Here is a 23,658-nt window from a genome sequence, read left to right as displayed (position 1 = left end):
GGAGCGACATGGCTTACCGTTACGCAGCTTTTCGTCGGGCAAGGCGCTGACCGCGGGACGCGCAGTGCGCCCGGAGGTTGCGCAGGAGCGGCGCTACCTGCAAGGCGCCCCGCTGGGGCTGGAGTTGCCGGGACGAATCGCCTTGCGCGACCCGCATTGCGCCTGGCAATGGTTCGAGCCGGAGGCGGCCGCGGAAGCGTTCCCGGCGGCGCACTGGCTGGCGGCGTTCCTGGTACTGCTGGGACGCTACGGCAACGAAGAGATCACCCTGGGCTTTCCCGAGCCGATCACGGTTCGCGGGCGGCAGGCGCCCGCGCTGCTGCGTTCCTCCTACCGGGCGATGGAGTCGTCCGCCGAACGTAGCGCGCGGCTGGCGGAAGAACTCGATGACGCCCGGCGGCAGCTATCCGCCGACGGCCAGGAGCGCGCCGCCCTGGCCGGGCGCTGCGCGGTCCAGGTGCTGGCGGCGCGGCCGACGGCGAGCAGCCCCGGCTGGCTGGCCCTGGTGCTGGCGGCGGACGGCAGCGTCGGCCTGGCTCTGCGCGATCCCCAGTACGACGAATTGCGGCGTATCGCCGGCCATCTCGCGCGCCTGGCGCGCGGCCTGGTCGACGCCCAGGCCTGCGTCGGCCGGCTGCCCTGGCTGGACGCCGACGAAGAGCGCCGTTTGCAGGCCCTGCGCAGCGAGCCCCAGGCCGCCCCGTCGCGCGGCGTACTCCACCATCTGTTCGAGGCCCAGGCGCGGCGCACACCGCAGCGCATCGCCGTGCACGCCGCCGACCGTAGCCTCAGCTATGCCGAGCTGGAGCGCGAAAGCGCCGCGCTCGCCGTGCGCCTGCGCGCCGCCGGGGTGGCTCCGGAGCAGCGGGTCGGGGTCTGCCTGCGGCGCGACAGCGGCCTGCTGGTCGGCCTGCTTGGCGTGCTCCGCGCCGGCGGTTGCTACGTCCCGCTGGACCCGGCCTATCCGGAGGAGCGGGTGGCCTACATGCTCGACGACGCCGACTGCCTGCTGGTGCTGGTCGACGCGAGCACCCGCGAGCGGGTCGCCGCGCTGGGCCGGCCATGCCTGACGCTGGAGGAGGGCGGCGACCAGGCGAACGACCTGGCGCTGCCTGCGAGCGAGGTCGGCGCCGACCACCTCGCCTACATCATCTACACCTCCGGTTCCACCGGACGCCCCAAGGGCGTCGCCATCGAGCACGGCAGCGCCCATGCCTTCCTGCGCTGGGCCGGCCAGCACTATGCCGCCGAAGAATGGAGCGGGGTACTGGCGGCGACCTCGGTGTGCTTCGACCTGTCGGTCTACGAGCTGTTCGGCACCCTGGCCGAAGGCGGCACGCTGCACCTGGTGGAAAACCTGTTCAGCCTGCCGGACTACCCGCGCCGCGACGAGATCAGCCTGCTCAATACCGTGCCCTCGGTGTGCGCCGCGCTGCTCGCCCTCGGCGACCTGCCGGGTGGGGTGCGCACGCTGAACCTGGCCGGCGAACCGCTGCGCGGCCACCTGGTGCGACAGATTCGTGGCCAACCCCAGGTACGGCGCCTGGTCAATCTCTACGGGCCGACCGAGGACACCACCTATTCGACGGCGCACGAACTGGACCTGCACGCCGAAGCGCTCGACGAGCCGCCCATCGGCCGACCGCTGCCCGGCACCACGGTGGAGGTGCTCGACGGCTTCGAGGCGCCGCTGCCGCTGGGCGTGGCCGGGGAACTGTACCTCGGCGGCATCGGCCTGGCGCGTGGCTATTTCGGCAAGCCGGAGCAGACCGCCGAGCGTTTCCGCGTCGATCCGGGCAGCGGCGAGCGCCGCTATCGCACCGGCGACCGCGTACGCATGCGCGAGGACGGCGTGCTGGAACACCTCGGCCGGCTCGACGACCAGGTCAAGTTCAACGGCTTCCGCATCGAGCTGGGCGAGATCGCCTCGTGCCTGGCGAGTTTTCCCGGGGTGAGCGAAGCCTGCGCCATGCTCACCGAGGACAGCGCCGGCCTGCGTCGGCTGGTCGGCTACCTGGCGGCGCCGTTCGCCCCGCCGCTCCAGGCGCTGAACGAGCACCTTGGGCAAAGTCTGCCGCACTACATGTTGCCGTCGGCGTTCGTGGTCCTGGCGGAGCTGCCCAAGACGCTCAACGGCAAGATCGACCGCAAGGCCCTGCCGCGTCCCCAGGCGACCGGCGCCGAGCCGCAGGCGCTGCCCAGCGATCCGCTGGAGCAGGCGCTACACCAGGCCTGGCAGGCGCAGCTTGGTGCGCCGCCGCGCGCCGGACAGGGCTTCTACGCCGCCGGCGGCGATTCCCTGCGGGCGGTGCACCTGCTCGCGACGCTGCGCCAGCGACTGTCCCGACGCGTACCGTTGCAGGCGTTCGCCGGTGGCCCGGCGACCCCCGAGGCCCTGCTGGAACTGCTGCGCCAGGCCGCGCCCGAGGGCGACGAGCCGGAGCCGAGCGCCGGCGCCGCCGGGCTGAGCCTCGCCGAACGGCGCCTGTGGGTGGCCCAGCAACTGGCGCCGGAGGACACCTCCTACAACCTGCTGGCCCACCTGCGCATAGTCGGCGCCACGGCCGACGCCATCGAACAGGCCTTGCGCCAGTTGCTGGAACGGCATGTGGCGCTGCGCCGGCGTGTCGAAACGGGCGTCGACGGGCCGCAGCCGCATGCGCTGGCGGCGCATGCGGTGCCCCTGCAACGCCTGCTGGCGAGCGACGCCGTCCACGCCGAGCGGTTGCTGGAGGATGGCGTGCGCCGTGAGGGCGCGCGAGTCTTCGACCTCGCCCACGAGGCGCCGGCACGCCTGCTGCTGGTCGTCACCCGCGACAGCGCGCGCGCCGACCTCCTGCTCAGCGTCCATCACTACGCCTTCGACGATGTGTCGCTGGCGGTCTTTGCCGCGGAACTGAAGACGCTGCTCGATGGCGGTCGCCTGGGCGTGCTCGCCAGCACGCCGGAACAGGTTGCCGCCCGCGAGCGCGCGGCGTTGGCCTCGGGACGCCTGGACCGCGTCGCCGAGCGCTGGGCTGAGCGTTTGTTGCCGCTGGCGAAGGCTCCCGGCGCCGCGCCGGCGCGCCCGGAGGAGAGCGGCGGGCGCGCCGGCCAACGCCTCGCCCTGCCGGTTTCCGCCGCCGTCCATGCCGCCTGCCGGGCGCTGGCCGAACGCACCTCGGTAAGCCCGTTCAGTGCTGCGCTACAGGCCTTCGCCGAAGTGCTCGGCGCCGAACTGGGCGTCGACGACCTGCTCGTCGGCGTGGCCCTGGCCGGGCGTTCGCGCCTGGAAATGCAGGGGCTGGTCGGCTGCTTCGTCAACCTCCTGCCGCTGGCGGTCGGCCTGCGTCCGGAGCAGTCCGTGGAGTGGCGCCTACGCCAGGTCGGCCATGATCTGCTGGAACTGCTCGAACACCAGGACGTGCCCCTCGAATGCGTGACCCAGGCCCTGCGCCAGCGCGGCGCCAGCGGCCTGCCGATCCGCATCGCCTGCGGCGCGCACAACGGTCGGGCGGCCCCGGCGGTGGATGCCGGGGTGCGCGTCGAAGCCGACTTCATCCCGGTGCCTGGCGCGCGCCTGGACCTGACGCTGTGGCTGGAAGACCAGCCGCAGGGTTGGCTGGCCGTCTGGACCGGGGCCAGCGCGATCTTCGACCTGCACCGCATCGAGCGCCTGCACCAGGCCTGGGAGCGGCGCCTGCTGGCGAATGCCGGCGAACCTACCTCGAAACGCATGTCGCCGGAGGGCTGCAACGCTTCCTGACGACCCCGAGCCTCCCACGGAGAACAGCGATGGAACGAACAGCTCCCAGTCTCACCGGTCGCGGCTTCGCCCGGCCGCGCAATCTCAGCCCGCGCAGCAGCGAGGCGCTGGTGCGGCGCCCGGCGGCGGAGCGCGACGGCCTGCCGCTGCTGATCGAGGCACAGGCTCCCGGCCTGTCCCTGGCCGACTGGATTCGCGAGCAGGGCCAGTCCCTGCACGACGACCTGAACCTGGCTGGCGGCCTGTTGCTGAGAGGCTTCGAGGTCGACTCGGCAGAGCGCTTCCGCGCAGCCGCCGCTGCCTTCGCCCCGCAACTGCTCGACTACAAGGAGCGTTCCTCGCCGCGTAGCCAGGTCAGCGGCGAGGTCTACACCTCCACCGAGCATCCGGTGGACCAGCCGATCTTCCTGCATAACGAGCAGTCCTATACCGCCGACTGGCCGCTGTACATCATGTTCCATTGCCAGGTCGCGCCGCTCGAGGGCGGCGCCACCCCGGTGGCGGCCAACCGGCTGGTGCTCCGCCACCTGCCGGACGAATTGCTGGAACGCTTCGGGCGCCTGGGCATCCTCTACGTGCGCAACTACCGCGCCGGCCTCGGCCTGTCCTGGCGCGAAGCGTTCCAGACCGACAGCCGCGCCGAGGTCGAGGCGTTCTGCGCTGAGCACCGGATCGCCCATGCCTGGATCGGCGACGAGCACCTGCGCACCTGGCAGAGGCGCGCGGCGTTCCAACGCCACCCGTATACCGGCGAGCGCCTGTGGTTCAACCACGGCATGTTCTTCCATGCCACCAGTCTCGAGCCGGGCCTGCGCGATGCGCTGCTGCGCAGCGTCGCCGAGGAAGACCTGCCGTACCAGACCTACTACGGCGATGGCAGCCCGATCGAGGCGCAGACCCTGGCGACCATCCGCAGCGCCATAGACCGCGAGACGCGGCGCTTCGACTGGCGCGTGGGCGACGTGCTGATCCTCGACAACATGCTCGCCCAGCACGGCCGCGAGCCGTTCCGCGGGCCGCGACGGATCCTCACCATCATGTCCACGCCGTATTCCAGCCTGGCGCCCGCCGACGTCCCGCCGACACCTCCGCGCCTGGCGCTCGGAGGTGCCGCATGAGCGCCTCGTTCAGCGCGCCGCGCCTGCGCCCCCGGCAGCTCTCGGCCGGCGACCTGGTGGAGGAAAGCCTGCTCGACCCGGCCAACGACTACCTGCGCATCGTCCGCGCGCGCCAGCCGGGCATGGACCTGCGGCAATGGATCGCCGCCGCCGGCGCAGGGCTGCGCGACAGCCTGCTGCGGCATGGCGGCATCCTGTTTCGTGGCTTCGCGGTAGACGGAGCGGAGGGCTTCTCCCAGGCGGTACAAAGCTTTTCGCCGAACATGCTCGACTACCTGGAGCGCGCGGCGGCACGCCAGGAAGTGGCGCACCGGGTGTTCACCTCCACCGAGTTCTCGCCGGACGGCTGGATTCCGCCGCACCACGAGATGTCCTACTCGCACAACTGGCCGAGCTATATCCACTTCTACTGCCAGACGCCGCCCGCCACCCAGGGCCGCACGCCCCTGGCCGACGAGCGCCGGGTCAGCGCTCGGATACCCGAGGCGATCAGGCAGCGCTTCCTCCGCCATGGGGTGTGCTACGTGCGCAACTACGGGCCGGAGATCGACCTGACCTGGCAGGAAGGCTTCCAGACCGACAGTCGCGCCGAGGTCGAGGCCTACTGCCGGCAGACCGGTACCCAATGGACCTGGCTCGACGACCAGCGCCTGAATACCCGCCAGGTACGCCAGGCGATGGTGCGCCACCCGCTCAGCGGCGAGACGCTGTGGTTCAACCACGCGCACATGTTCCATGTCTCCAACATGCCGCCGGCCCTGGCCCGGGCCTTGCTCGACGAGGTCGGCGAACAGGGCCTGCCGCGCAACGCCTACTACGGCGACGGCAGCCCGATCGAGGCGGAGGTGCTGGACACCATCCGCGCCGCCTACCGCGAGGAAACCCGCGCGTTCGCCTGGGAGCGCGGCGATGTCCTGATGCTCGACAACTTCATCAGCGTCCACGGCCGCGAGCCGTACACCGGCGAGCGCAAGGTGCTGGTGGCGATGACCGACCTGCATGTCCACCAACCCTGAACCCGTGCGAGGGATAGCCATGAGTGCGTCAGAAGACCTGCAATCCGCTGTGCAACCGGCCGCGAGCGAAGCGCTCGAAGGATTCCCGCTGTCTCCCTTGCAGACCCGCGCCTGGCGCCGCCATGCCGAGCGGCCGGAAAATACGGTTGTCGGCGTGCGCCTGCACGCCCCGGCCGATCCCGTGGCGACGCTGGAGCGGCTGCGCCGGGCGCTGGACGGCGAGGCGCAACTGCGCGTGGCCTACCGGACGATGCCGGGCATGAGCCTGCCGGTGCAGGTACTGGATGGGCGCGCGGCCGATCTGCTGGTCGAGCGCCTGCCGGGAGATGGCGACTGGGCCGGACGCTTCGCGCGCGAAAGCGCGCGTCTCGCCGCTTCGCCCCTGGGCGGGGAAGGCCAGCCGGTACTGGCGCTCGGCCTGCTGCTGGACGCCGCCGGAGAGACGCTCCAGGGGCTGTTGCTGGCGGCGCCGGCGTTCGTCGTCGATGCGGCCAGCCTGGTGGCGCTGCTGCGCCGCGGCCTGGGGCCGGCCGGCCAGGCGAGCGCGGACGAGGGAGACGAGGCGCTGCTGTTCCAGCATTTCTCCGAGTGGGCCAACGAGGCGCTGGCCGGCGAAGACGGCGAAAGCGCCAGCGGTTACTGGCGAGAGCAGGCGGCTGTTGCGGCGGAGAGTCCGCTGGCGCTGGCGGACGACCTGGGCGAAGGCGAGTGGACGGCGCGGCGCCTGCTGCCGCGCGCGCTGCTCGAACGCCTGGCAGCCAACGGCTTGCCGGAGGCGGCCGCCCTGCTGGCCTGGACCCAGGTCGCCGGGCAGTTCCAGGGCGACGAGGGACTCCCTCTGGAAATGGCGCGACTGGTCTCGGGGCGCCTGTTCAACGAGTTCGCCGAGCTGGCCGGACCGTTCGCCGGGGTCGCGCCGCTGTGCCTGGAGAATGTCCGCGCGGGCAGCGTCGGCGAGCGGCTCGATGCCCTCCAGGCGGCGATCCTCGCCCAGGAGGAGGCAGCGGCCCTGCGCGATCCCTTTGCCCCCGACTGGCCGCTCGCCGAGTTGGGCTTCGCCTGGCTGGCGGGCGAACTGGATGGCGCCGGGGTGGCCGAGCTGGATTGCCGTCAGCCGCCGCTGGGCGGGTTCCTCGAGTTGCAGGTGCTGCCCCACGGCGAAGGCCGGCTGGCCAGCCTGCGGGTCCGCCGCGACCATGACGGAACGCTGGCCGGGCGCTTGCTCGACGCCTGGGTCGAATGCCTGGAAAGCATCGCCGCCGACAGGCAACTGCCACTGGCCGGGCTGCCGTTGATCGGCGCGGCCGAGCGCGAGCGCTACCAGGCCTGGCAGGGCGAGCGCGTGGAGCCCGCGCCGGTGGAATCCCTGGTGGCCGCGTTCGATCTGCGCGCCTCCCTGCAGCCGCAGGCGCCGGCGTTGCTGGATGCCCACGGCAGCCTGGATTTCGCCACGCTGCGCGCGCGCAGCGAAGCGGTCGCCGAAGCGCTGCTGGCTGCCGGCGTGCGGCCCGGCCAGGCGGTGGCGGTGATGACCGGGCGCAACCGCGAGGCGATCGTCGCCCTGCTCGGGGTGATGCGCGCGGCGGCGGTGTACACCCCGGTCAATCCGGAGTTTCCGGCGGCGCGGGTGGAGCGGATGCGCGAAGCGGGCGGGATCGTCTTCGCCCTTGCCGATGCCGAGTGCGCCGGGCGCGCCCGCGAGGCCTTCGCCGGGGCCTGCCTGGACCTGTCGACGCTGCCGCTTGCCGGCAGCGGCATGAGCCTGCCGGCGCCGGGCGGGCGCGATGCGGCCTACATGATCTTCACCTCGGGCACCAGCGGCCAGCCCAAAGGCGTGGTGGTCGAGCACGCCAGCGCGCTCAACCTGTCCCAGGCCCTGGCGCGCACGGTATACGCGAACGTGGTGGGCGAGGGCCTGCGGGTGACGGTCAACGCGCCGTTCTCCTTCGATTCCTCGATCAAGCAGATTCTCCAGTTGCTCTCCGGCCATTGCCTGGTCCTGGTGCCGCAGGAGGTGCGCAGCGATCCGCAGCGGATGCTGGGGTTCCTCGAAGAACGGCGCATCGACGTGCTCGACTGCACCCCGTCGCTGTTCCGCCTGCTGCTCCAGGCCGGCCTCGACGATGCCCACCCGGCGCTGCCCGGGCGCATCCTGGTAGGGGGCGAGCGCTTCGACGAAGCGTCCTGGGAGGTCGCCGCCGGCTGGCGCCGCTGCCAGGTGTTCAATCTCTACGGTCCTACCGAAGCCACGGTGAACGCCAGCCTGGCGCGGGTCGCCGAGCATGCGCGGCCGACCATCGGCCGCGCCCTGGCCAACGTCGATCTGCATGTGGTCGATGGCCTCGGTCGTCGCAAGACCCGTGGCGCCAGCGGCGAACTGTGGATCGGCGGCGCCGGGGTGGCGCGCGGCTATGCCGGCGACGCCGGCGAGGCGGCCGGGCGCTTCCTCGAGGAGGGCTGGCCGGGCAGCGGCCGCCTGTACCGCAGCGGCGACCTGGTGCGCTGGCGCGCCGACGGTTGCCTGGAGTTCCTCGGGCGGATCGACGAACAGGTGAAGATCAACGGCTACCGCATCGAACTGGGCGAGATCCGCAGCGCGCTGCTGGAACACCCAGCGGTGGGCGAGGCGGCGGTACTCACCGACGAGGCCGATGCGGCCGAACCGGGCGCGGATCGCCGGATCGTCGCCTTCGTCACCGCCGCCGAGGAGACCGCGGACGAGTCCTGGCTGGAAGTCGACCTGCCCAGCGGGCACCGGGTCGCCGGACTGAACCTCAACGAAACCGAGTACGTCTACCAGGAAATCTTCGTCGACGAGGTCTACAGCCGCGACGGCATCGTCCTGCCGCCGGACGCGGTGGTCCTCGACGTCGGTGCCAACATCGGCCTGTTCTCGCTGTACATCGCCAGCCGCGCGCCGCGCGCGCGAGTGGTCGCCTTCGAGCCGCTGGCACCGATCCGCCGGCGCCTGGAGGCCAACCTCGGACGCTACGCACCGCAGGTCGAGGTATTCGGCATCGGCCTGTCCGACGCCGAGCGCGAGGAAACCTTCACCTACTATCCGGGCTACTCGACCTTCTCCGGGATCGCCGAGTACGCCGACGCCAGCGGCGAACGCGACGTCATCCGACGCTACCTGAGCAACCAGGGAGAGGAGGGCGGGGCCAACCTGCTGCTGAACAACATCGACGAAATCCTCGACGACCGCCTGCGCGCCGAAGCCCACCGCTGCCGCCTGCGCCGCCTCGACCAGGTGATCGGCGAACTGGGCCTGGAGCGTATCGACCTGCTGAAGATCGACGTGCAGCGCGCGGAAATGGATGTGCTGCTCGGTCTCGACGATGCGGCGCTGGCCAAGGCCCGGCAGATCGTCCTGGAGGTCCATGACAAGCGCGACGGTGCCACCGCCGGCCGCGCCGATGCCTTGAGCGACCTGCTGCGCCGCCATGGCTTCGAGGTGAGCATCCGTCAGGACGCGCTGCTGGAGGGTACCGACCGTTACAACTGCTACGCGGTGCGCCCGGGCTATGCCGAGTCGCTGGCTGAGCGCATCGACTGGCGCGCGCTCGCGCCGCGCCCCGCCGCGGCCCTCGGCGGCGAGCTGAGCGAGCAGGCCCTGCGTGGCTTCCTCGAGGCGCGCCTGCCGGCCTACATGCTGCCGAGCCGGATCGCCCGGGTCGAACGCCTGCCGCTGACCGCCGAAGGCAAGCTCGACCGTCGCGCGCTGTTGGCGGCGCTGGCCGCCGAGGCGGCCGCGCAGACCCTGGAAGCGCCGGCCAATGCCACCGAGGCGGCCCTGCTGGATATCTGGAAGAGCGTGCTGAAACGCCCGGCGATCGGCGTCAGCGACAATTTCTTCCAGGTCGGCGGCGACTCCATCCGCCTGATCCAGATGCAGGTCATGGCGCGCGAGGCGGGGCTTGCCTTTACCCTGCGCGACGTGTTCAACCACCAGAGCATCCGCGAACTGGCGCGCCTGCTGGCCGCTCCGGCGAGTCCGGCGGATGCGGCCGCGAGCTCGGCGCCGCGGGCGCTGGAGCCGTTCGCCCTGTTGTCGGCGGCGGAACGCAAGCGCCTGCCGGAGGGGCTCGACGACGCCTATCCGATGACCAGCCTGCAACAGGGCATGCTCCTGCAAAGCGAGGCCAGCGGCGATCCACGGCTGTTGCACAACGTCGTCCTGCACGAGGTGCATGGACGCCTGGACAGCGAGTTGCTGGCGCGCGCCTGGGCGATCCTGATCGGCCGCCACGCGATCCTGCGTACCGGCTTCGACCTGCACGGTGGCCAGGTTCCCCTGCAATGGGTCCACCCGGCCACGGCGGTCGCCGCCGAGGTGCCGGTGCACGACCTGTGTGGCCTCGATGGGGAAACACGGCGCCTGCGCCTGCGTGCCTGGATCGAGGAAGAGCAGGCCACCCCGTTCGACTGGAGCCGCCCACCGCTGGTGCGCCTCGCCGCGCTGGCGCTGGACGAGCGGCGCTTCGCCCTGGGCGTCGCCGAACACCATAGCGTGCTGGACGGCTGGAGCCTGCAAAGCCTGGTGGACGAGCTGCTGGCGGTCTACGCCGACCTTCTCGCCGGTGTCGTCGCGCGGGAAGCGGAAGCGCCCGCAGTAGGCTTCCGCGACTACGTGGCGCTGGAGCGTGAGGCCGAGGCCAACGCCGCCTCGGCGCTGTTCTGGCTCGACTACCTGGCCGGCGCCCGCTACCGGCCGTTGCCCGGACTGGCGGAGGAGGGACCCCGGCGCATGGCGGCGGTCCGCGTGGACGTGCCGGCCGACAGCCTGTCGCGCTTGCGCGCCCTGGCCGAACGCAGCGGCTTGCCCTTGCGTTCGTTGTTGCTGGCGGTGCATGGCCGAGCGTTGTGCCGCTTCAGCGATGCCGATGAAGTAGTCACCGGCTTCGTCAGCCACGGGCGCCCCGAGGAGCCGGGAGCGGACCGCCTGCTCGGCCTGTTCCTGAACACCCTGCCGTGCCGGCTGTCGGCTTCCGTCGATCTGCTCGACAGCGCCCGTCGCGCATTCGACTACGAGCGCGCGAGCCTGGAACATCGGCGCCATCCGCTGGCGGCGATTCGCAGGCGCAACCGCGAGTTGCGCCTGGACAGCCTGTTCAACTTCGTCGACTTCCACCAGGACGACGCCGCGCCGACGGCGGGAGTAAGGCACGGCGGCATCCTCGACCAGGTGGTGGTGGACGTCGACGTGCCGCTGGCGGTGGACTTCGAGGTGGCCGGCGAGCGCCTCGAGGTGGGCTTCCAGTACGCCGCCGGACGTTTCCCCGCCGAGCGCGCCGAGGCGCTGGCCGACGCCTACCGCGAGGCGTTGCTGGCGCTGCTCGAGGACCCGGCGCAGCCGCCCACGGCGGCCCAGGCCGAGGACAGCGTGGAGCTGCGGCGGGTGCTCAAGGTGTTGTCCCGGGTGCTCGGCCGGCCGCTGGCGGCCGACCAGGGCTTCGCCAGCGCCGGCGGGCATTCGCTGCTGGGCGTGCAGGCGATCGCCGAATTGCGCCGGCTGACCGGCAGGCAACTGAGCCTGGGGCTGTTGCAGGGCGATCCGGATGCCCGCGAAGTGGTGCGCCGCTGCCATGCCGCCGACGCGCCGCCGTTGCCGCCCGCCACCGAGCGCGCCCGGGCCCTGTGGTTGCAGCGCAGCGGGAGCGNCCGCCCGCGGGCGGCAACGCCGGCACTTTCCGCGGTTGGGACGCGCGCCTGCCGGCGGACGTGGAGCTGCTGGCGATCCAGTATCCGGGGCGCCAGGAACGCCAGGACGAGCCATTCGTCACCGATGTAGAGGCCATGCTCTGTGCCATCGACGACGCGCTCCTGCCATTGCTCGACCGTCCGTTCGCCCTGGTCGGCGCCAGCCTCGGCGGCATGCTCGCCTACGAACTGGCGGCACGCCTGGAAAGCCTGCACGGCCTGCGCGCCAGGCAGTTGTTCGTGATCAGCAGCCGCGCTCCGGGGCCGGACCTGGAATACCCGCGCTTCCATGCGATGGGCGACGCCGAGTTGCTGCGAACCCTGCGCGAGTACGACGTGCTGCCGCTGGAAGTGCTCGACGACCCGGAGCTGCGCGAGATCAGCCTGGCTACCCTGCGCGCCGATTCGCGCCTGGCCGCCGACTATCGCTACCGCCCGCGCGAGCCGTTGGCCATACCGATCACCGCGATCCTCGGCGAGCAGGACCCGGGCGTCTCCAGGGCGGCCATCGACGGCTGGCGGCGGCACGCCAGCCGCTACGAGCTGGAGACCCTGGCCGGCGGCCACGGCCTGGTGGTGACGGCGGCGGAGGAGGTCTGCGCGATCCTGCGGCAGCGCCTGGCGCCCGATGTGCCTGGCGGCGTGCCGGCGAACCTGGCAACCTGAACCGCCGGCCCCTGCCACCCGCCTGGCGGCAGGGGCCGGTGCCGTCCGTCTTCATTCGAGGTTGCCCATGGTTCTGCGCGAATACACCCAACGCCACCGGCTCGACGCCGTTGCCCCGGCCGACTACCACCGCCATCTGCCGGAGCAGGTCGCGCGCGGCCTGCCTTCCGCCGAGCTGGTGGTGTTCCGCGTCGCCGACGAGCATTCCGACACCGCGGCGTTCAGCGCACGCTACGGCTTTGGCCTGGAGGACTGCGCCAACACCCTGGTCCTGCGCTACAAGCGCGACGGCGCCGAAGGCTATGCCGCGGTGGTCAACCTGGGCTCGCGGCGGCTCGACGTGAACGGCGCGGTCAAGGCGCTGCTCGGGGCCCGCCGGCTGTCCTTCGCCGCCCGCGAGGTCGCCACCGAGCTGACCGGCATGCAGTTCGGCGGCATCACCGCGTTCGGCTTGCCCGAAGGCATGCCGCTGCTGGTCGACGCGGCGGTCTTCGAACGGCCGTTGGTGGTGATGGGCGCCGGGGTCCGCGAGACCAAGCTGCTGCTGTCCCCGGCACTGCTGAAAGACCTTCCCGGAGTGGTGGTCGCCGAACTCAGCGAAGCCGGTTGAACCCGGCGCGGAGCATCGCCGCCGCGGCTCTGCCAATTGTGGTAGGTGAAGCCTTCCGCCGTCTCTGCAACCATGCCCCCGCCCTGATCGCGACAAACGCCGGAATGCCCCGTGGTAGACGCTCGCGCCTGTTTTTTCTAAGCGTTCGCGGCGGCCACGGCGCGGTTCGTCGGACAGCCCCTCCGGATGCGTTTCCTACCTTCATCCGAGGAGCGGTAAATGATCAGGATCGACTTTTCCCAGTTGCACCAGGCCCGCGAAGATGCCGCGGCGGCCATGCCGAGCATCGCCGGCAAGAAGATTCTCATGGGCTTCTGGCACAACTGGCCGGCCGGCGCCGCCGACGGCTACCAGCAGGGCTCGTTCGCCAACATCGCGCTGGAAGACGTGCCGAGCGAGTACAACGTGGTCGCCGTGGCCTTCATGAAAGGGCGCGGCATCCCGACCTTCCAGCCATACAACCTGTCCGACGCGGAGTTTCGCCGCCAGGTCGGCGTGCTCAACGCCCAGGGCCGCGCGGTGCTGATTTCGCTGGGGGGCGCCGACGCGCACATCGAGTTGCACGCCGGGCAGGAGCAGGCGCTGGCCGCCGAGATCGTCCGTCTGGTGGAAACCTACGGTTTCGACGGCCTGGACATCGACCTCGAGCAGAGCGCCATCGACCTGGCCGACAACCAGCGGGTGCTGCCGGCGGCCCTCAAGCTGGTGCGCGAGCACTACGCCGGGCAGGGCAAGCACTTCATCGTCAGCATGGCCCCGGAGTTTCCCTATCTGCACAAGAACGGCAAGTACGTGCCTTATCTGCAGGCCCTGGAAGGCGTCTACGACTTCATCGCGCCGCAGTACTACAACCAGGGCGGCGACGGCCTGTGGGTCCAGGAGGCGAACGGCGGCAAGGGCGCCTGGATCGCACAGAACAACGACGCGATGAAAGAAGACTTCCTCTACTACCTCACCGAGAGCCTGGCCACCGGCAGCCGCGACTTCGTGCGGATCCCGGCGCAGCGCCTGGCCATCGGCCTGCCGAGCAACGTCGATGCGGCGGCTACCGGCTACGTGATCGATCCCGCCGCGGTGAGCAACGCGTTTCGCCGCCTGGAAGCCGCCGGTCACGCGATCAAGGGCCTGATGACCTGGTCGGTGAACTGGGACGATGGCCTGAACAAGCGCGGCGAGCGCTACAACTGGGAGTTCCGCAAGCGCTACGCCAGCCTCATCCATGACGGCGAGGGCGGCGACCAGCGCCCGGCGGCGCCGCAGGGCCTGCGTCTGCTGGAGCGCGGCGAGACCAGCCTGGTGCTGGCCTGGAACGCCTCCAGCGGGCAGCGTCCGATCGATTACTACAGCCTCTATCGCGACGGCGCCATGGTTGGCCAGAGCGCCGCGCTGGGTTCCACCGACAGCGGCCTGACGGCGGACACCCGCTACAGCTATTTCGTCACCGCCACCGATACCCAGGGCAACCAGTCGCTGCCCAGCGAAGGCCTGGAGGTCAGCACCAGCGGCGGGGCGGTGGATCCGCAATTCCCGCAATGGCGGGAGAACCAGGCCTATCGGGTCGACGATGGGGTGACCTACGAGGGGCTGCGCTATCTCTGCCTGCAGGCGCACACCTCCAACAGCGGCTGGACGCCGCCGGTAGCCTTCACCCTCTGGCGGCCGCTGCGCTGAGGGGGCGGACCGGTCCGCGCTGCGGGCCGGTCCTTTGGCCGGCGAGAGCCACGCACGGGTGGCGCCATATCCATATGCGTTTTCGGTATTTCCGCTTGATCGTTCATGGCGTTTACCATCACGGTATAACTTGTTATAACAAGTATTCCAGCCACTCCTGCAAGCGAATCCGACCATGGGCAAACTGCTCCCGCTTTCCCCCGTGCCGCTGTACAGCCAGCTCAAGGAGCTGCTGCGCGGGCGCATCCTCGACGGCGTCTACCCGCCGCTCAGCCGCATGCCCTCGGAGAACGAGCTGGGCAAGGCCTTCGACGTCAGCCGCATCACCGTGCGCCAGGCGCTCGGCGACCTGCAGAAGGAAGGGCTGATCTTCAAGATCCACGGCAAGGGCACCTTCGTCGCCCGGCCGAAGGCGTTCCAGAACGTCAGCACCCTGCAAGGCCTGGGCGAGTCCATGACGCAGATGGGCTACGAGGTCATCAACCGCCTGCATGGCCTGCGCTACGTGCCGGCCGGCGCGCGGGTGGCCGAGCGCCTGCGGGTGGAAGAGGGCAGCCCTGTGTGCGAGATCAAGCGGGTGCGGCTGGTCAACCGCGAGCCGGTTTCGCTGGAAGTCACCTACCTGCCGCAGGCGCTCGGCGAGCGCCTGGAGAAGGCCGACCTGGTGACCCGCGACATCTTCCTGATCCTCGAGAACGATTGCGGCATTCCCCTCGGCCATGCCGACCTGGCCATCGACGCGGTGCTCGCCGATGCCGACCTGACCCGCGCCCTGGCGGTCGAGGAGGGCGCGCCGATCATGCGTATCGAGCGCCTGACCCATGCCGCCGACGGCGCGCCGCTGGACTTCGAATACCTCTACTACCGCGGCGACGCTTTCCAGTATCGCCTGCGCATCGATCGGCAGAAGGGAGAGCGGGCATGAACACCCTGGAGCAGGAATACGACATCGTGGTGATCGGCGGCGGCACCGCCGGGCCGATGGCGGCGATCAAGGCCAAGGAGCACGACCGCGAACTGCGCGTGCTGCTGGTGGACAAGGCCAACGTCAAGCGCAGCGGCGCCATCAGCATGGGCATGGACGGGTTGAACAACGCCATCGTCCCCGGCCACGCCACGGCCGAGCAGTACACCCGGGAAATCACCGTGGCCAACGACGGCATCGTCAACCAGGCGGCGGTATACGCCTATGCCAGCCACAGCTTCGAGACCCTGCGGCAGCTGGATCGCTGGGGCGTCAGGTTCGAAAAGGACGAGACCGGCGACTATGCGGTGAAGAAGGTCCACCACATGGGCGCCTATGTGCTGCCGATGCCGGAAGGGCACGACATCAAGAAGGTGCTCTACCGCCAGCTCAAGCGTGCGCGGATCCCCATCGCCAACCGCCTGGTCTGCACCCGCCTGCTCACCGATGCCGAGGGCGCGGTGAACGGCGTACTCGGTTTCGACTGCCGCAGCGGCGACTTCCATGTGATCCGCGCCAAGGCGGTGATCCTTTGCTGCGGCGCGGCGGGCCGCCTGGGCCTGCCGTCCTCGGGCTACCTGATGGGTACCTACGAGAACCCGACCAACGCCGGCGACGGCTACGCCATGGCCTATCATGCCGGCGCCGAGCTGGCCAACCTGGAATGCTTCCAGATCAACCCGCTGATCAAGGACTACAACGGCCCGGCCTGTGCCTACGTCACCGGCCCGCTGGGTGGCTATACCGCCAACGCCAGGGGTGAGCGCTTCATCGAATGCGACTACTGGAGCGGGCAGATGATGTGGGAGTTCCACCAGGAACTCGAAGGCGGCAATGGCCCGGTGTTCCTCAAGCTCGACCACCTGGCGGAGGAAACCATCCAGACCATCGAGGACATCCTCCATGGCAACGAACGCCCCAGTCGCGGGCAGTTCCACGCCGGGCGCGGCACCGACTACCGCCAGCAGATGGTCGAGATGCACATTTCCGAGATCGGCTTCTGCTCCGGCCACTCGGCCTCCGGCGTGTGGGTCAACGAGAAGGCCGAGACCAGCGTGAAGGGCCTCTACGCTGCCGGCGACATGGCCGCGGTGCCGCACAACTACATGCTCGGCGCCTTCACCTATGGCTGGTTCGCCGGGCGCAACGCCGCCGAATACGTCGCCGGGCGCGCCTTCAGCGCGGTCGACCGCGCCCAGGTCGAGCGCGAGCGTGCGCGGATCGAGGCGCCGCTGCTGCGCGAGCATGGCCTGCCGGCGGCGCAGGTGGAGTACAAGCTGCGCCGGCTGGTCAACGACTACCTGCAACCGCCCAAGGTGACCCGCAAGATGGAATTGGGCCTGCAACGCATCCAGGCCATCGCCGAGGACCTGGAGCGGATCAAGGCGGACAACCCCCACGAGCTGATGCGCGCCCTGGAAGTCAGCGTTATCCGCGATTGCGCGGAGATGGCCGCGCGCGCCTCGCTGTTCCGCACCGAGAGCCGCTGGGGCCTGTACCACCACCGGGTGGACTATCCGCGGCGCGACGACGCTGCCTGGTTCTGCCACGCGCACCTGAAGAAGGACGAGCAGGGACGCATGGCCAGCTTCAGGAAACCGGTCGAACCCTACCTGTTCGCCATCGACGAGGGCGAACAGCAGGCCTACCAGCGCCTGCGGCTGAGGAACGACGCCGCCTAGGGCCCCACGCCCCGGCGTAGTACCGCTAGACACCGAGCCCGCCGCCACGAAAGCGGGCCAGATCGAACCACGAGGACCGCGTGCCATGGCCTACCGACCCCAGGACATCTTCTTCCGCAGCAGCGCCCCGGTGACCATCGACGAAGACCGCTGCATCGCCGACAAGGGCTGCACCGTCTGCGTCGAGGTCTGCCCGATGGACCTGCTGGCCATCGATCCGACGACCCGCAAGGCCTACATGGCCTACGACGAGTGCTGGTACTGCATGCCTTGCGAAAAGGACTGCCCGACCGGCGCGGTGAAGGTCGAGATTCCCTACCTGCTGCGCTGACGCCCGCTCCCGGCAAGCGAGGCAGAACCCGCCATCCGGCCACTCCCGGACGCCACCCTGAAGCACCCCTCGTTTCCCACCACCATCCGGGTGGCGGAGACGATTCCCATGACCATGATTCGAGGGGAATCCCCATGCGACTGCGTGCAATCCTGGCCAGCCTGGCGCTGGCCCTGACTTCCCTGGGTGCCCAGGCGGAAACCATCCGCGTGGCCATCGGCACTCAGGACACCACCATCAACTGCGCCGCCGGCGGGCTGCTGATCCGCGAGCTGGGCCTGCTGGAGAAATACCTGCCGCGCGACGGCCGCTACAAGGATGCGGACTACCGGGTGGAGTGGAAGAACTTCACCAGTGGCGCACCGCTGACCAACGAGATGGTCGCCGGCAAGCTCGACTTCGGCGCCATGGCCGACTTTCCCGGCACCTTCAACGGCGTGGCCTTCGCCGCCGCCGGCAAGCGCAGCCTGTTCATCAGCGTGCTGTCCGGCAGCACCCGTGGCAGCGGCAACGGCATCGTGGTACCGAGCGGCTCGCCGGTGCAGTCGCTGGCCGAACTGAAAGGCCAGACCATCTCCGTACCGTTCGCCTCCACCGCCCATGGCATGCTGCTGCGCGCAGTGGCGGCGCAAGGCTGGGACCCGCAGCGCGACGTGACCATCATCGCCCAGCCGCCGGAAATCGCCGGTTCGGCCTTGCAGGCGAACAAGATTGCCGCCCATGCCGACTTCGTACCCTTCGCCGAGCTGTTCCCCAATCGCGGCTTCGCCCGCAAGATCTACGACGGTTCCCAGGCCAACGCGCCGACCTTCCATGGCGCGCTGGTGGACGCCGCCTACGCCGAGCGCTATCCGGAGGTGGTGGTGGCCTACCTGCGGGCGAGCATCGAAGCCAATCGACTGCTGGCCGCCGAACCGGAGAAATACAGCGAGCTGATCGAGAAGGTCACCGGCATCGAGGCTGAGGTCAATTACCTGTTCCACGGTCCGCTCGGCCTGCAGACCCGCGAACAGGCCTGGAAACCCGAATACCGCCAGGCGCTGGCGACCTCCATCGACACCCTGAAGCTGCTGAAGAAGGCCGACCGTGGGCTGGACGTCGAGCGTTTCGTCGACGAACGCTACATCCGCGAGGCCTACCGTCAGGCCGGGCTGGACTACCAGGCGGCGCTGGCAGACTACGCACCGTCGCCGCTGCGCGCCAGCGACGCGCGCAGCGGCCGGCCGATTGAGGAGTTCGAACGGGTAGCGCAGATCTGGGTGAAGGGCGAGGCCAGGGTGCGCCATTACGCTTCGCCGGAGTCGGCCCTGGCCGATCTTGCCGAGCTGAAGGCGCAGGGCAAGGCGATTCGTGCGATCTACGCCCAGGATCGTGACAGCGGGATCAAGCTGCTGGCCAACCAGGCGTGGTTCGTCCGCGACGGCGAGGGTCGCCTCAGCGCCTTCCTGCTCCGCGAGCAGGCCCAGGACTATGCCCGCCGCCATGGCGGCGAGGTACGCGACTTTGCCGCCGCCAGCCAGCAGGCGCTGGCGCTCCGCTGAGGCGGGCGTCTTCGGAGTCCGCCCATGAGTTCGCTTCCGATCTCCCGACCCTGGCGCTGGGCCACCCGCGCCGCTTCGCTGGCGGCCTGCCTGGCGTTCTGGCAGCTCGCCGCCGGTCTGCAACTGAATCTGGGCCTGGTGACCTTCGCCAACGTGCCGACGCCCGGCGCGGTGTTGCTGGCGGCCTGCAACCTGGCCCAGTCCAGCGTGCTCCTGGCGCACCTCGGCGCCAGTCTGGCGCGGGTCTTCGCCGGCTATCTGCTGGCCGCCGCGCTGGGCATCGCCCTCGGCCTGGCGATCGGCCGCTCGGCCTGGGCCGAGGCCTTGCTGCTGCCGCCGCTGGAAGTGCTGCGGCCGATCCCGGCGGTGGCCTGGATTCCCCTGGCGATCCTGATGTTCCCTTCGTCGGAGGCCTCGATGATCTTCATTACCTTCACCGGCGCGCTGTTCCCGATCCTGCTCAATACCGTGCATGGCGTGGAGGCGCTCGATCCGCGCCTGCTGGCTTCGGCGCGCAGCCTGGGGGCGGGGCGCCGGGCGCTGCTGCGCGAGGTGCTGCTGCCCGGCGCCGGACCGGGCATCTTCACCGGCCTGGCGATCGGCATGGGCACCTCCTGGTTCTGCCTGGTGACCGCAGAGATGATCTCCGGGCAATGGGGACTGGGTTACTACACCTGGGCTTCCTACAACATCCAGAACTACGACGAGGTGGTGGTCGGCATGCTGCTCATCGGCCTCTTCGGCATGGGCAGCAGTGGGTTGGTGAAGCGCGTCGGCGCGTCGCTGACGCCCTGGTACGCGGCGGGAGGCAAGGTCCGATGACGACGGCCGGCAACAGCCTGGGGCGCATCCAGATCCGCGACCTGAGCATCCGCCTGGGGCAGGGGAGCGAAGCCTTCGAGGCGGTCCGCGATCTGAACCTGGAGGCGCGGCCGGGCGAGTTCGTCTGCCTGCTCGGGCCTTCGGGATGCGGCAAGTCGACCCTGCTCGGCGCCCTGGCCGGCCACCTGAGGCCAAGCGCCGGCAGCGTGAGGGTCGACGGCCGGAGCGTGGAAGGACCTTCGCCGCAGCGTGGCATGGTATTCCAGCAGCACACCCTGTTCCCCTGGCGGCGGGTCCGCGACAACGTCGCCTTCGGCCTGAAGATGCAGGGCCTGGCCCGCGCCGAGCGCAACCGGCGCGCCATGGAGATGCTCGGACTGGTGGGGTTGGCGGACTTCGCCGGGCGCTGGCCCGGCCAACTGTCCGGGGGTATGCAGCAGCGCGTGGAGATCGCCCGGGTGCTGGTCAACCGGCCGCGCCTGCTGCTGATGGACGAGCCCTTCGGCGCCCTCGACGCGCAGACCCGGCTGAAGATGCAGACCTTGCTGCTGGACGTATGGGCGCGGGTCCGCACCACGGTGCTGTTCGTCACCCACGACATCGACGAGGCCCTGTACCTGGCGGACAGGGTGCTGGTGATGAGCCCCCGTCCGGGACGGATCATCGCCGACCTGGCGCTGGACTTCCCGCGCCCTCGCGACACCCGGCTGGTGACCAGCGCCGACTTCGTGCGCCTGAAACGCCACTGCCTGGAACTGCTCGACCACGACGACGGCCGCCAGTTGCCGCGCCTGACCCCGCTCGGCTTGCCGCCGGGCATCACCCCGGACCGACTGCGGATCGCCATATGACCTGTAAAAACGCCACCCTGCCCGAAATCCTCGAACTGTCGCCGCGCCTGGAGGACGCCGACCCCGGCGTACGCCGCCTGGCGCTGATCGAACTGGCCGACCTGGAGCTGCCGGAGGCGCTGCCGTTGCTGGTTGCGGCCCTGCGCGGCGATCCCGACCCCGGCGTGCGCGGCGAGGCCGCGCGCCTGCTGGAGGCCTGGGAGGAAGACGCGGTGGTCGATGCGCTCTGTGCGGCCCTGGCCGATCCGCTGCCGGCGGTGGCCGAGGCCGCCGCGCAGAGCCTTGGCGAACTCAAGGAACCGGCCGCCGGGCGGCGCCTGCTGCCGTGGCTCGGGCATGCCGATGCCTTCGTCCGCGCCAGCGTATTGCGTGCGTTGCGCGAACTGCGCCTGGAGGAGAGCGCCGTGCCGGCCCTGGCCGCCCTCGGCGATCCGCAGGCGGCGGTGCGCCGCGAGGCGGTGGCGGTACTCGGCTGGCTCCGCCACCAGCCGGCCCTGGCCGAACTGGCCAGGCTGGCCAGCGCCGATGTCGACCCGGAGGTACGCCGGGCGGCCACCGGCGCCCTCGGCCTGAGCCGCGAGGCGACGGTGCTGCCGGCGCTCTGCGCGGCGCTGGCGGACGCTCAATGGCAGGTTCGCGAAGAGGCGGCGACGACCCTTGGCAAGCTGGGCCGGGAGGAGGCCGGCGAGCCGCTGCTGAAGGCCCTGGCGGACGACTACTGGCAGGTCCGCCTGCGCGCCGCGCGGGCGCTCGGGCGCTTGCGCCACCGCCCGGCGCGGGAGGCGCTGGAAGCATTGCTCGGCCATCCCATCGGCAACCTGCGCAAGGAGGCCGCCCTGGCCCTCGGCGAACTGGCGGACCCGGCCTCGGCCCAGGCCTTGCGGGTCGCCGAAGGCGACGGCGATCCCGAGGTGCGCAAGGCGGTGCGCATCGCTCTGGCGCAACTGCGGATGCCGGCATGACCCAGCCGCCGCTGCGCCTGCGCAATTCCGCCAGGGACGGCTGGCTGATGCTCGAATGGGCGGACGGCGCGGTCAGCCGGATCGACCATGCGCGCCTGCGCGCCGCCTGTCCCTGTGCGCAATGCCGGGCGCAGCGCCTGCGCGGACGGATCGTCGCGGCGGAGCAGGGCGTGCGCCTGCGCGATATCCGCCTGCAGGGCTACGGCGTGCAGTTGCTGTTCGACGATGGTCACGAGCGCGGTATCTACCCCTGGTCCTATCTGCGCGACGAACTCTGAGGCGGGTATTGTTCCGCTCCCGGCAACAACGTGAAGCGTGTTCATGGGTTTCAGATTGTTGCCAATCCCTGCGTTGTCCCCGTCCCGCCACGGCCACCACCCGGGTGACCCGCTCGAAGGCCCGCCGCCTGGCTTCGTTGTCGTTTCCGTAACACTGTTTTCCAGCCTGAAACGTTTCAGCTTTACTTGCAAAGACCTTATCATTCGCAAATTAACCATTGTTCTGCTTGGCTCAGATCATGAGTCCTCTTCATAAACCCTTGCTCCTTGCAAGGTTATCGAGGAAGTAGAGCGGTCGCTGCGTGCGGCCAGTCGATCATTCGCAACGAGGAAGCGTTCGCGTGAAATCCCATCTTCTCCGCCCGGCCCTGCGCCCCGTGGCCGGCGGCCTATTGTCCGCCTCCCTGCTGTGCAACGCGGCGCACGCCGCCGAGGCGTTCTCGCCGAACTCGAAATGGATGCTCGGCGACTGGGGCGGCAAGCGCACCGAGCTGCTGGAGAAGGGCTACGACTTCAAGCTGGAGTACGTCGGCGAGGCGGCGGCCAACCTCGACGGCGGCTATGACGACGACAAGACCGGACGCTACACCGACCAGTTCGCCCTGGGCGTGCACATGGACCTGGAGAAGATCCTCGGCTGGAAGGCTACCGAGTTCCAGTTCACCGTCACCGAGCGCAACGGCAAGAACCTTTCCAACGACCGCATCGGCGACCCGCGTGCCGGGCACATCAGCTCGGTGCAGGAGGTCTGGGGCCGCGGGCAGACCTGGCGGCTGACCCAGCTGTGGCTCAAGCAGCAGTACTTCGACGGCGCGCTGGACGTGAAATTCGGCCGTTTCGGCGAGGGCGAGGACTTCAACAGCTTCCCCTGCGATTTCCAGAACCTGGCCTTCTGCGGCTCGCAGGTGGGCAACTGGGCGGGGAGCATCTGGTACAACTGGCCGGTCAGCCAGTGGGCGTTGCGGGTGAAGTACAACTTCGCGCCGGACTGGTACGTGCAGGTCGGCGCCTACGAGCAGAACCCGTCGAACCTGGAGACCGGCAACGGCTTCAAGATGAGCGGCAGCGGGACCAAGGGCGCGTTGCTGCCGGTGGAGCTGATCTGGCAGCCGAAGGTCGGCGCCGAGCAACTGCCGGGCGAGTACCGGCTGGGTTACTACTACAGCACGGCGAAGGCCGATGACGTCTACGACGACGTCGACGGCCAGCCGCAGGGGCTGACCGGCAACGACTTCAAGTCGCGCGGCAGCAAGCATGGCTGGTGGGTGGTGGCGCAGCAGCAGGTCACTTCGCACAACGGCGATGCCTCGCGCGGGTTGAGCCTGTTCGCCAACCTGACGGTCCACGACAAGGCGACCAACGTGGTGGACAACTACCAGCAGCTCGGGGTGGTCTACAAGGGTCCGTTCGACGCGCGGCCGAAGGACGACATCGGCCTGGGCATCGCGCGCATCCATGTCAACGACGATGTGAAGAAGCGCCAGCGCCTGGTGAACCAGGTGAACGGCATCGACGACTACGACAACCCGCTGTACCAGCCGCTGCAGGACACCGAGTACAACGCCGAGCTGTACTACGGGGTGCATGTGACCGACTGGCTGACGGTGCGGCCGAACCTGCAGTACATCAAGCAGCCGGGCGGGGTCGACGAGGTCGACAACGCGCTGGTGGCGGGGATCAAGATCCAGACGGTGTTCT

The 23,658-nt window shown here is 70.1% G+C and carries 14 protein-coding genes and 1 pseudogene; all 15 read left to right on the top strand.

The genetic code is table 11. From position 1 onward, the window contains the following. Positions 1-64 precede the first annotated feature (64 nt). Positions 65-3,745: a non-ribosomal peptide synthetase gene (locus ACTJJX_RS19270; protein WP_016852893.1), complete on the top strand. Its 3,681-nt coding sequence runs from the start codon at positions 65-67 to the stop codon at positions 3,743-3,745. A 29-nt stretch (positions 3,746-3,774) separates the two neighbouring features. Next, complete coding sequence (locus ACTJJX_RS19265; RefSeq protein ID WP_003115897.1) at positions 3,775-4,863, top strand: TauD/TfdA family dioxygenase; 1,089 nt, start codon at positions 3,775-3,777, stop codon at positions 4,861-4,863. Further along, complete coding sequence (locus ACTJJX_RS19260) at positions 4,860-5,879, top strand: TauD/TfdA family dioxygenase (RefSeq protein WP_003113096.1); 1,020 nt, start codon at positions 4,860-4,862, stop codon at positions 5,877-5,879. Before ACTJJX_RS19265 ends, ACTJJX_RS19260 begins: the two co-directional genes overlap by 4 nt. A 19-nt stretch (positions 5,880-5,898) precedes the next feature. Beyond that, positions 5,899-12,248 (top strand): annotated as a pseudogene (locus tag ACTJJX_RS19255) (amino acid adenylation domain-containing protein). 67 nt (positions 12,249-12,315) lie between these two features. Then, positions 12,316-12,858, top strand: coding sequence for a YbaK/EbsC family protein (locus ACTJJX_RS19250; protein ID WP_003089366.1), 543 nt, complete (start codon positions 12,316-12,318; stop codon positions 12,856-12,858). Positions 12,859-13,077: 219 nt separating this feature from the next. Then, positions 13,078-14,529, top strand: a complete 1,452-nt coding sequence (locus tag ACTJJX_RS19245) for a carbohydrate-binding protein (RefSeq protein WP_003089363.1) — start codon at positions 13,078-13,080, stop codon at positions 14,527-14,529. A gap of 175 nt (positions 14,530-14,704) precedes the next feature. Next, on the top strand, positions 14,705-15,454 hold the full coding sequence (locus ACTJJX_RS19240) for a GntR family transcriptional regulator (RefSeq protein WP_003113099.1): 750 nt from the start codon (positions 14,705-14,707) through the stop codon (positions 15,452-15,454). Next, positions 15,451-17,175 carry a fumarate reductase/succinate dehydrogenase flavoprotein subunit gene (locus ACTJJX_RS19235; RefSeq protein ID WP_003113100.1) on the top strand — a complete coding sequence of 575 codons (1,725 nt, stop codon included), beginning with the start codon at positions 15,451-15,453 and terminating at the stop codon, positions 17,173-17,175. The genes ACTJJX_RS19240 and ACTJJX_RS19235 overlap by 4 nt, the downstream gene beginning before the upstream one ends. Before the next feature lie 85 nt (positions 17,176-17,260). Continuing rightward, on the top strand, positions 17,261-17,506 hold the full coding sequence (locus tag ACTJJX_RS19230) for a 4Fe-4S dicluster domain-containing protein (protein WP_003089354.1): 246 nt from the start codon (positions 17,261-17,263) through the stop codon (positions 17,504-17,506). Positions 17,507-17,640: 134 nt separating this feature from the next. Further along, positions 17,641-19,047, top strand: a complete 1,407-nt coding sequence (locus ACTJJX_RS19225; protein ID WP_004349807.1) for an ABC transporter substrate-binding protein — start codon at positions 17,641-17,643, stop codon at positions 19,045-19,047. A gap of 24 nt (positions 19,048-19,071) precedes the next feature. Further along, complete coding sequence (locus tag ACTJJX_RS19220; protein WP_003113102.1) at positions 19,072-19,869, top strand: ABC transporter permease; 798 nt, start codon at positions 19,072-19,074, stop codon at positions 19,867-19,869. After that, positions 19,866-20,720, top strand: a complete 855-nt coding sequence (locus tag ACTJJX_RS19215) for an ABC transporter ATP-binding protein (protein ID WP_003113103.1) — start codon at positions 19,866-19,868, stop codon at positions 20,718-20,720. The genes ACTJJX_RS19220 and ACTJJX_RS19215 overlap by 4 nt, the downstream gene beginning before the upstream one ends. Beyond that, on the top strand, positions 20,717-21,682 hold the full coding sequence (locus ACTJJX_RS19210; protein WP_016852895.1) for a HEAT repeat domain-containing protein: 966 nt from the start codon (positions 20,717-20,719) through the stop codon (positions 21,680-21,682). Before ACTJJX_RS19215 ends, ACTJJX_RS19210 begins: the two co-directional genes overlap by 4 nt. Further along, complete coding sequence (locus ACTJJX_RS19205) at positions 21,679-21,960, top strand: DUF971 domain-containing protein (protein WP_003113105.1); 282 nt, start codon at positions 21,679-21,681, stop codon at positions 21,958-21,960. The genes ACTJJX_RS19210 and ACTJJX_RS19205 overlap by 4 nt, the downstream gene beginning before the upstream one ends. Before the next feature lie 341 nt (positions 21,961-22,301). Beyond that, the coding region (gene oprB, locus ACTJJX_RS19200) for a carbohydrate porin OprB (protein ID WP_016263480.1) at positions 22,302-23,658 on the top strand (1,357 nt) is incomplete at its 3' end.

The sequence above is a fragment of the Pseudomonas sp. 22490 genome (assembly GCF_052044465.1).
Classification (GTDB): Bacteria; Pseudomonadota; Gammaproteobacteria; order Pseudomonadales; family Pseudomonadaceae; genus Pseudomonas; species Pseudomonas aeruginosa.
The sequence above is the reverse complement of the archived record's forward strand: the minus strand, read 5'-3'. Positions and strand labels throughout refer to the sequence as shown.

Coding starts and splice junctions, on each gene's coding strand:
- ACTJJX_RS19215 (WP_003113103.1), top strand. CDS start 19,866: ATGACGACGGCCGGCAACAGCCTGGGGCGCATCCAGATCCGCGACCTG.
- ACTJJX_RS19250 (WP_003089366.1), top strand. CDS start 12,316: ATGGTTCTGCGCGAATACACCCAACGCCACCGGCTCGACGCCGTTGCC.
- ACTJJX_RS19265 (WP_003115897.1), top strand. CDS start 3,775: ATGGAACGAACAGCTCCCAGTCTCACCGGTCGCGGCTTCGCCCGGCCG.
- ACTJJX_RS19210 (WP_016852895.1), top strand. CDS start 20,717: ATGACCTGTAAAAACGCCACCCTGCCCGAAATCCTCGAACTGTCGCCG.
- ACTJJX_RS19260 (WP_003113096.1), top strand. CDS start 4,860: ATGAGCGCCTCGTTCAGCGCGCCGCGCCTGCGCCCCCGGCAGCTCTCG.
- ACTJJX_RS19230 (WP_003089354.1), top strand. CDS start 17,261: ATGGCCTACCGACCCCAGGACATCTTCTTCCGCAGCAGCGCCCCGGTG.
- ACTJJX_RS19245 (WP_003089363.1), top strand. CDS start 13,078: ATGATCAGGATCGACTTTTCCCAGTTGCACCAGGCCCGCGAAGATGCC.
- ACTJJX_RS19235 (WP_003113100.1), top strand. CDS start 15,451: ATGAACACCCTGGAGCAGGAATACGACATCGTGGTGATCGGCGGCGGC.
- ACTJJX_RS19240 (WP_003113099.1), top strand. CDS start 14,705: ATGGGCAAACTGCTCCCGCTTTCCCCCGTGCCGCTGTACAGCCAGCTC.
- ACTJJX_RS19225 (WP_004349807.1), top strand. CDS start 17,641: ATGCGACTGCGTGCAATCCTGGCCAGCCTGGCGCTGGCCCTGACTTCC.
- ACTJJX_RS19205 (WP_003113105.1), top strand. CDS start 21,679: ATGACCCAGCCGCCGCTGCGCCTGCGCAATTCCGCCAGGGACGGCTGG.
- ACTJJX_RS19220 (WP_003113102.1), top strand. CDS start 19,072: ATGAGTTCGCTTCCGATCTCCCGACCCTGGCGCTGGGCCACCCGCGCC.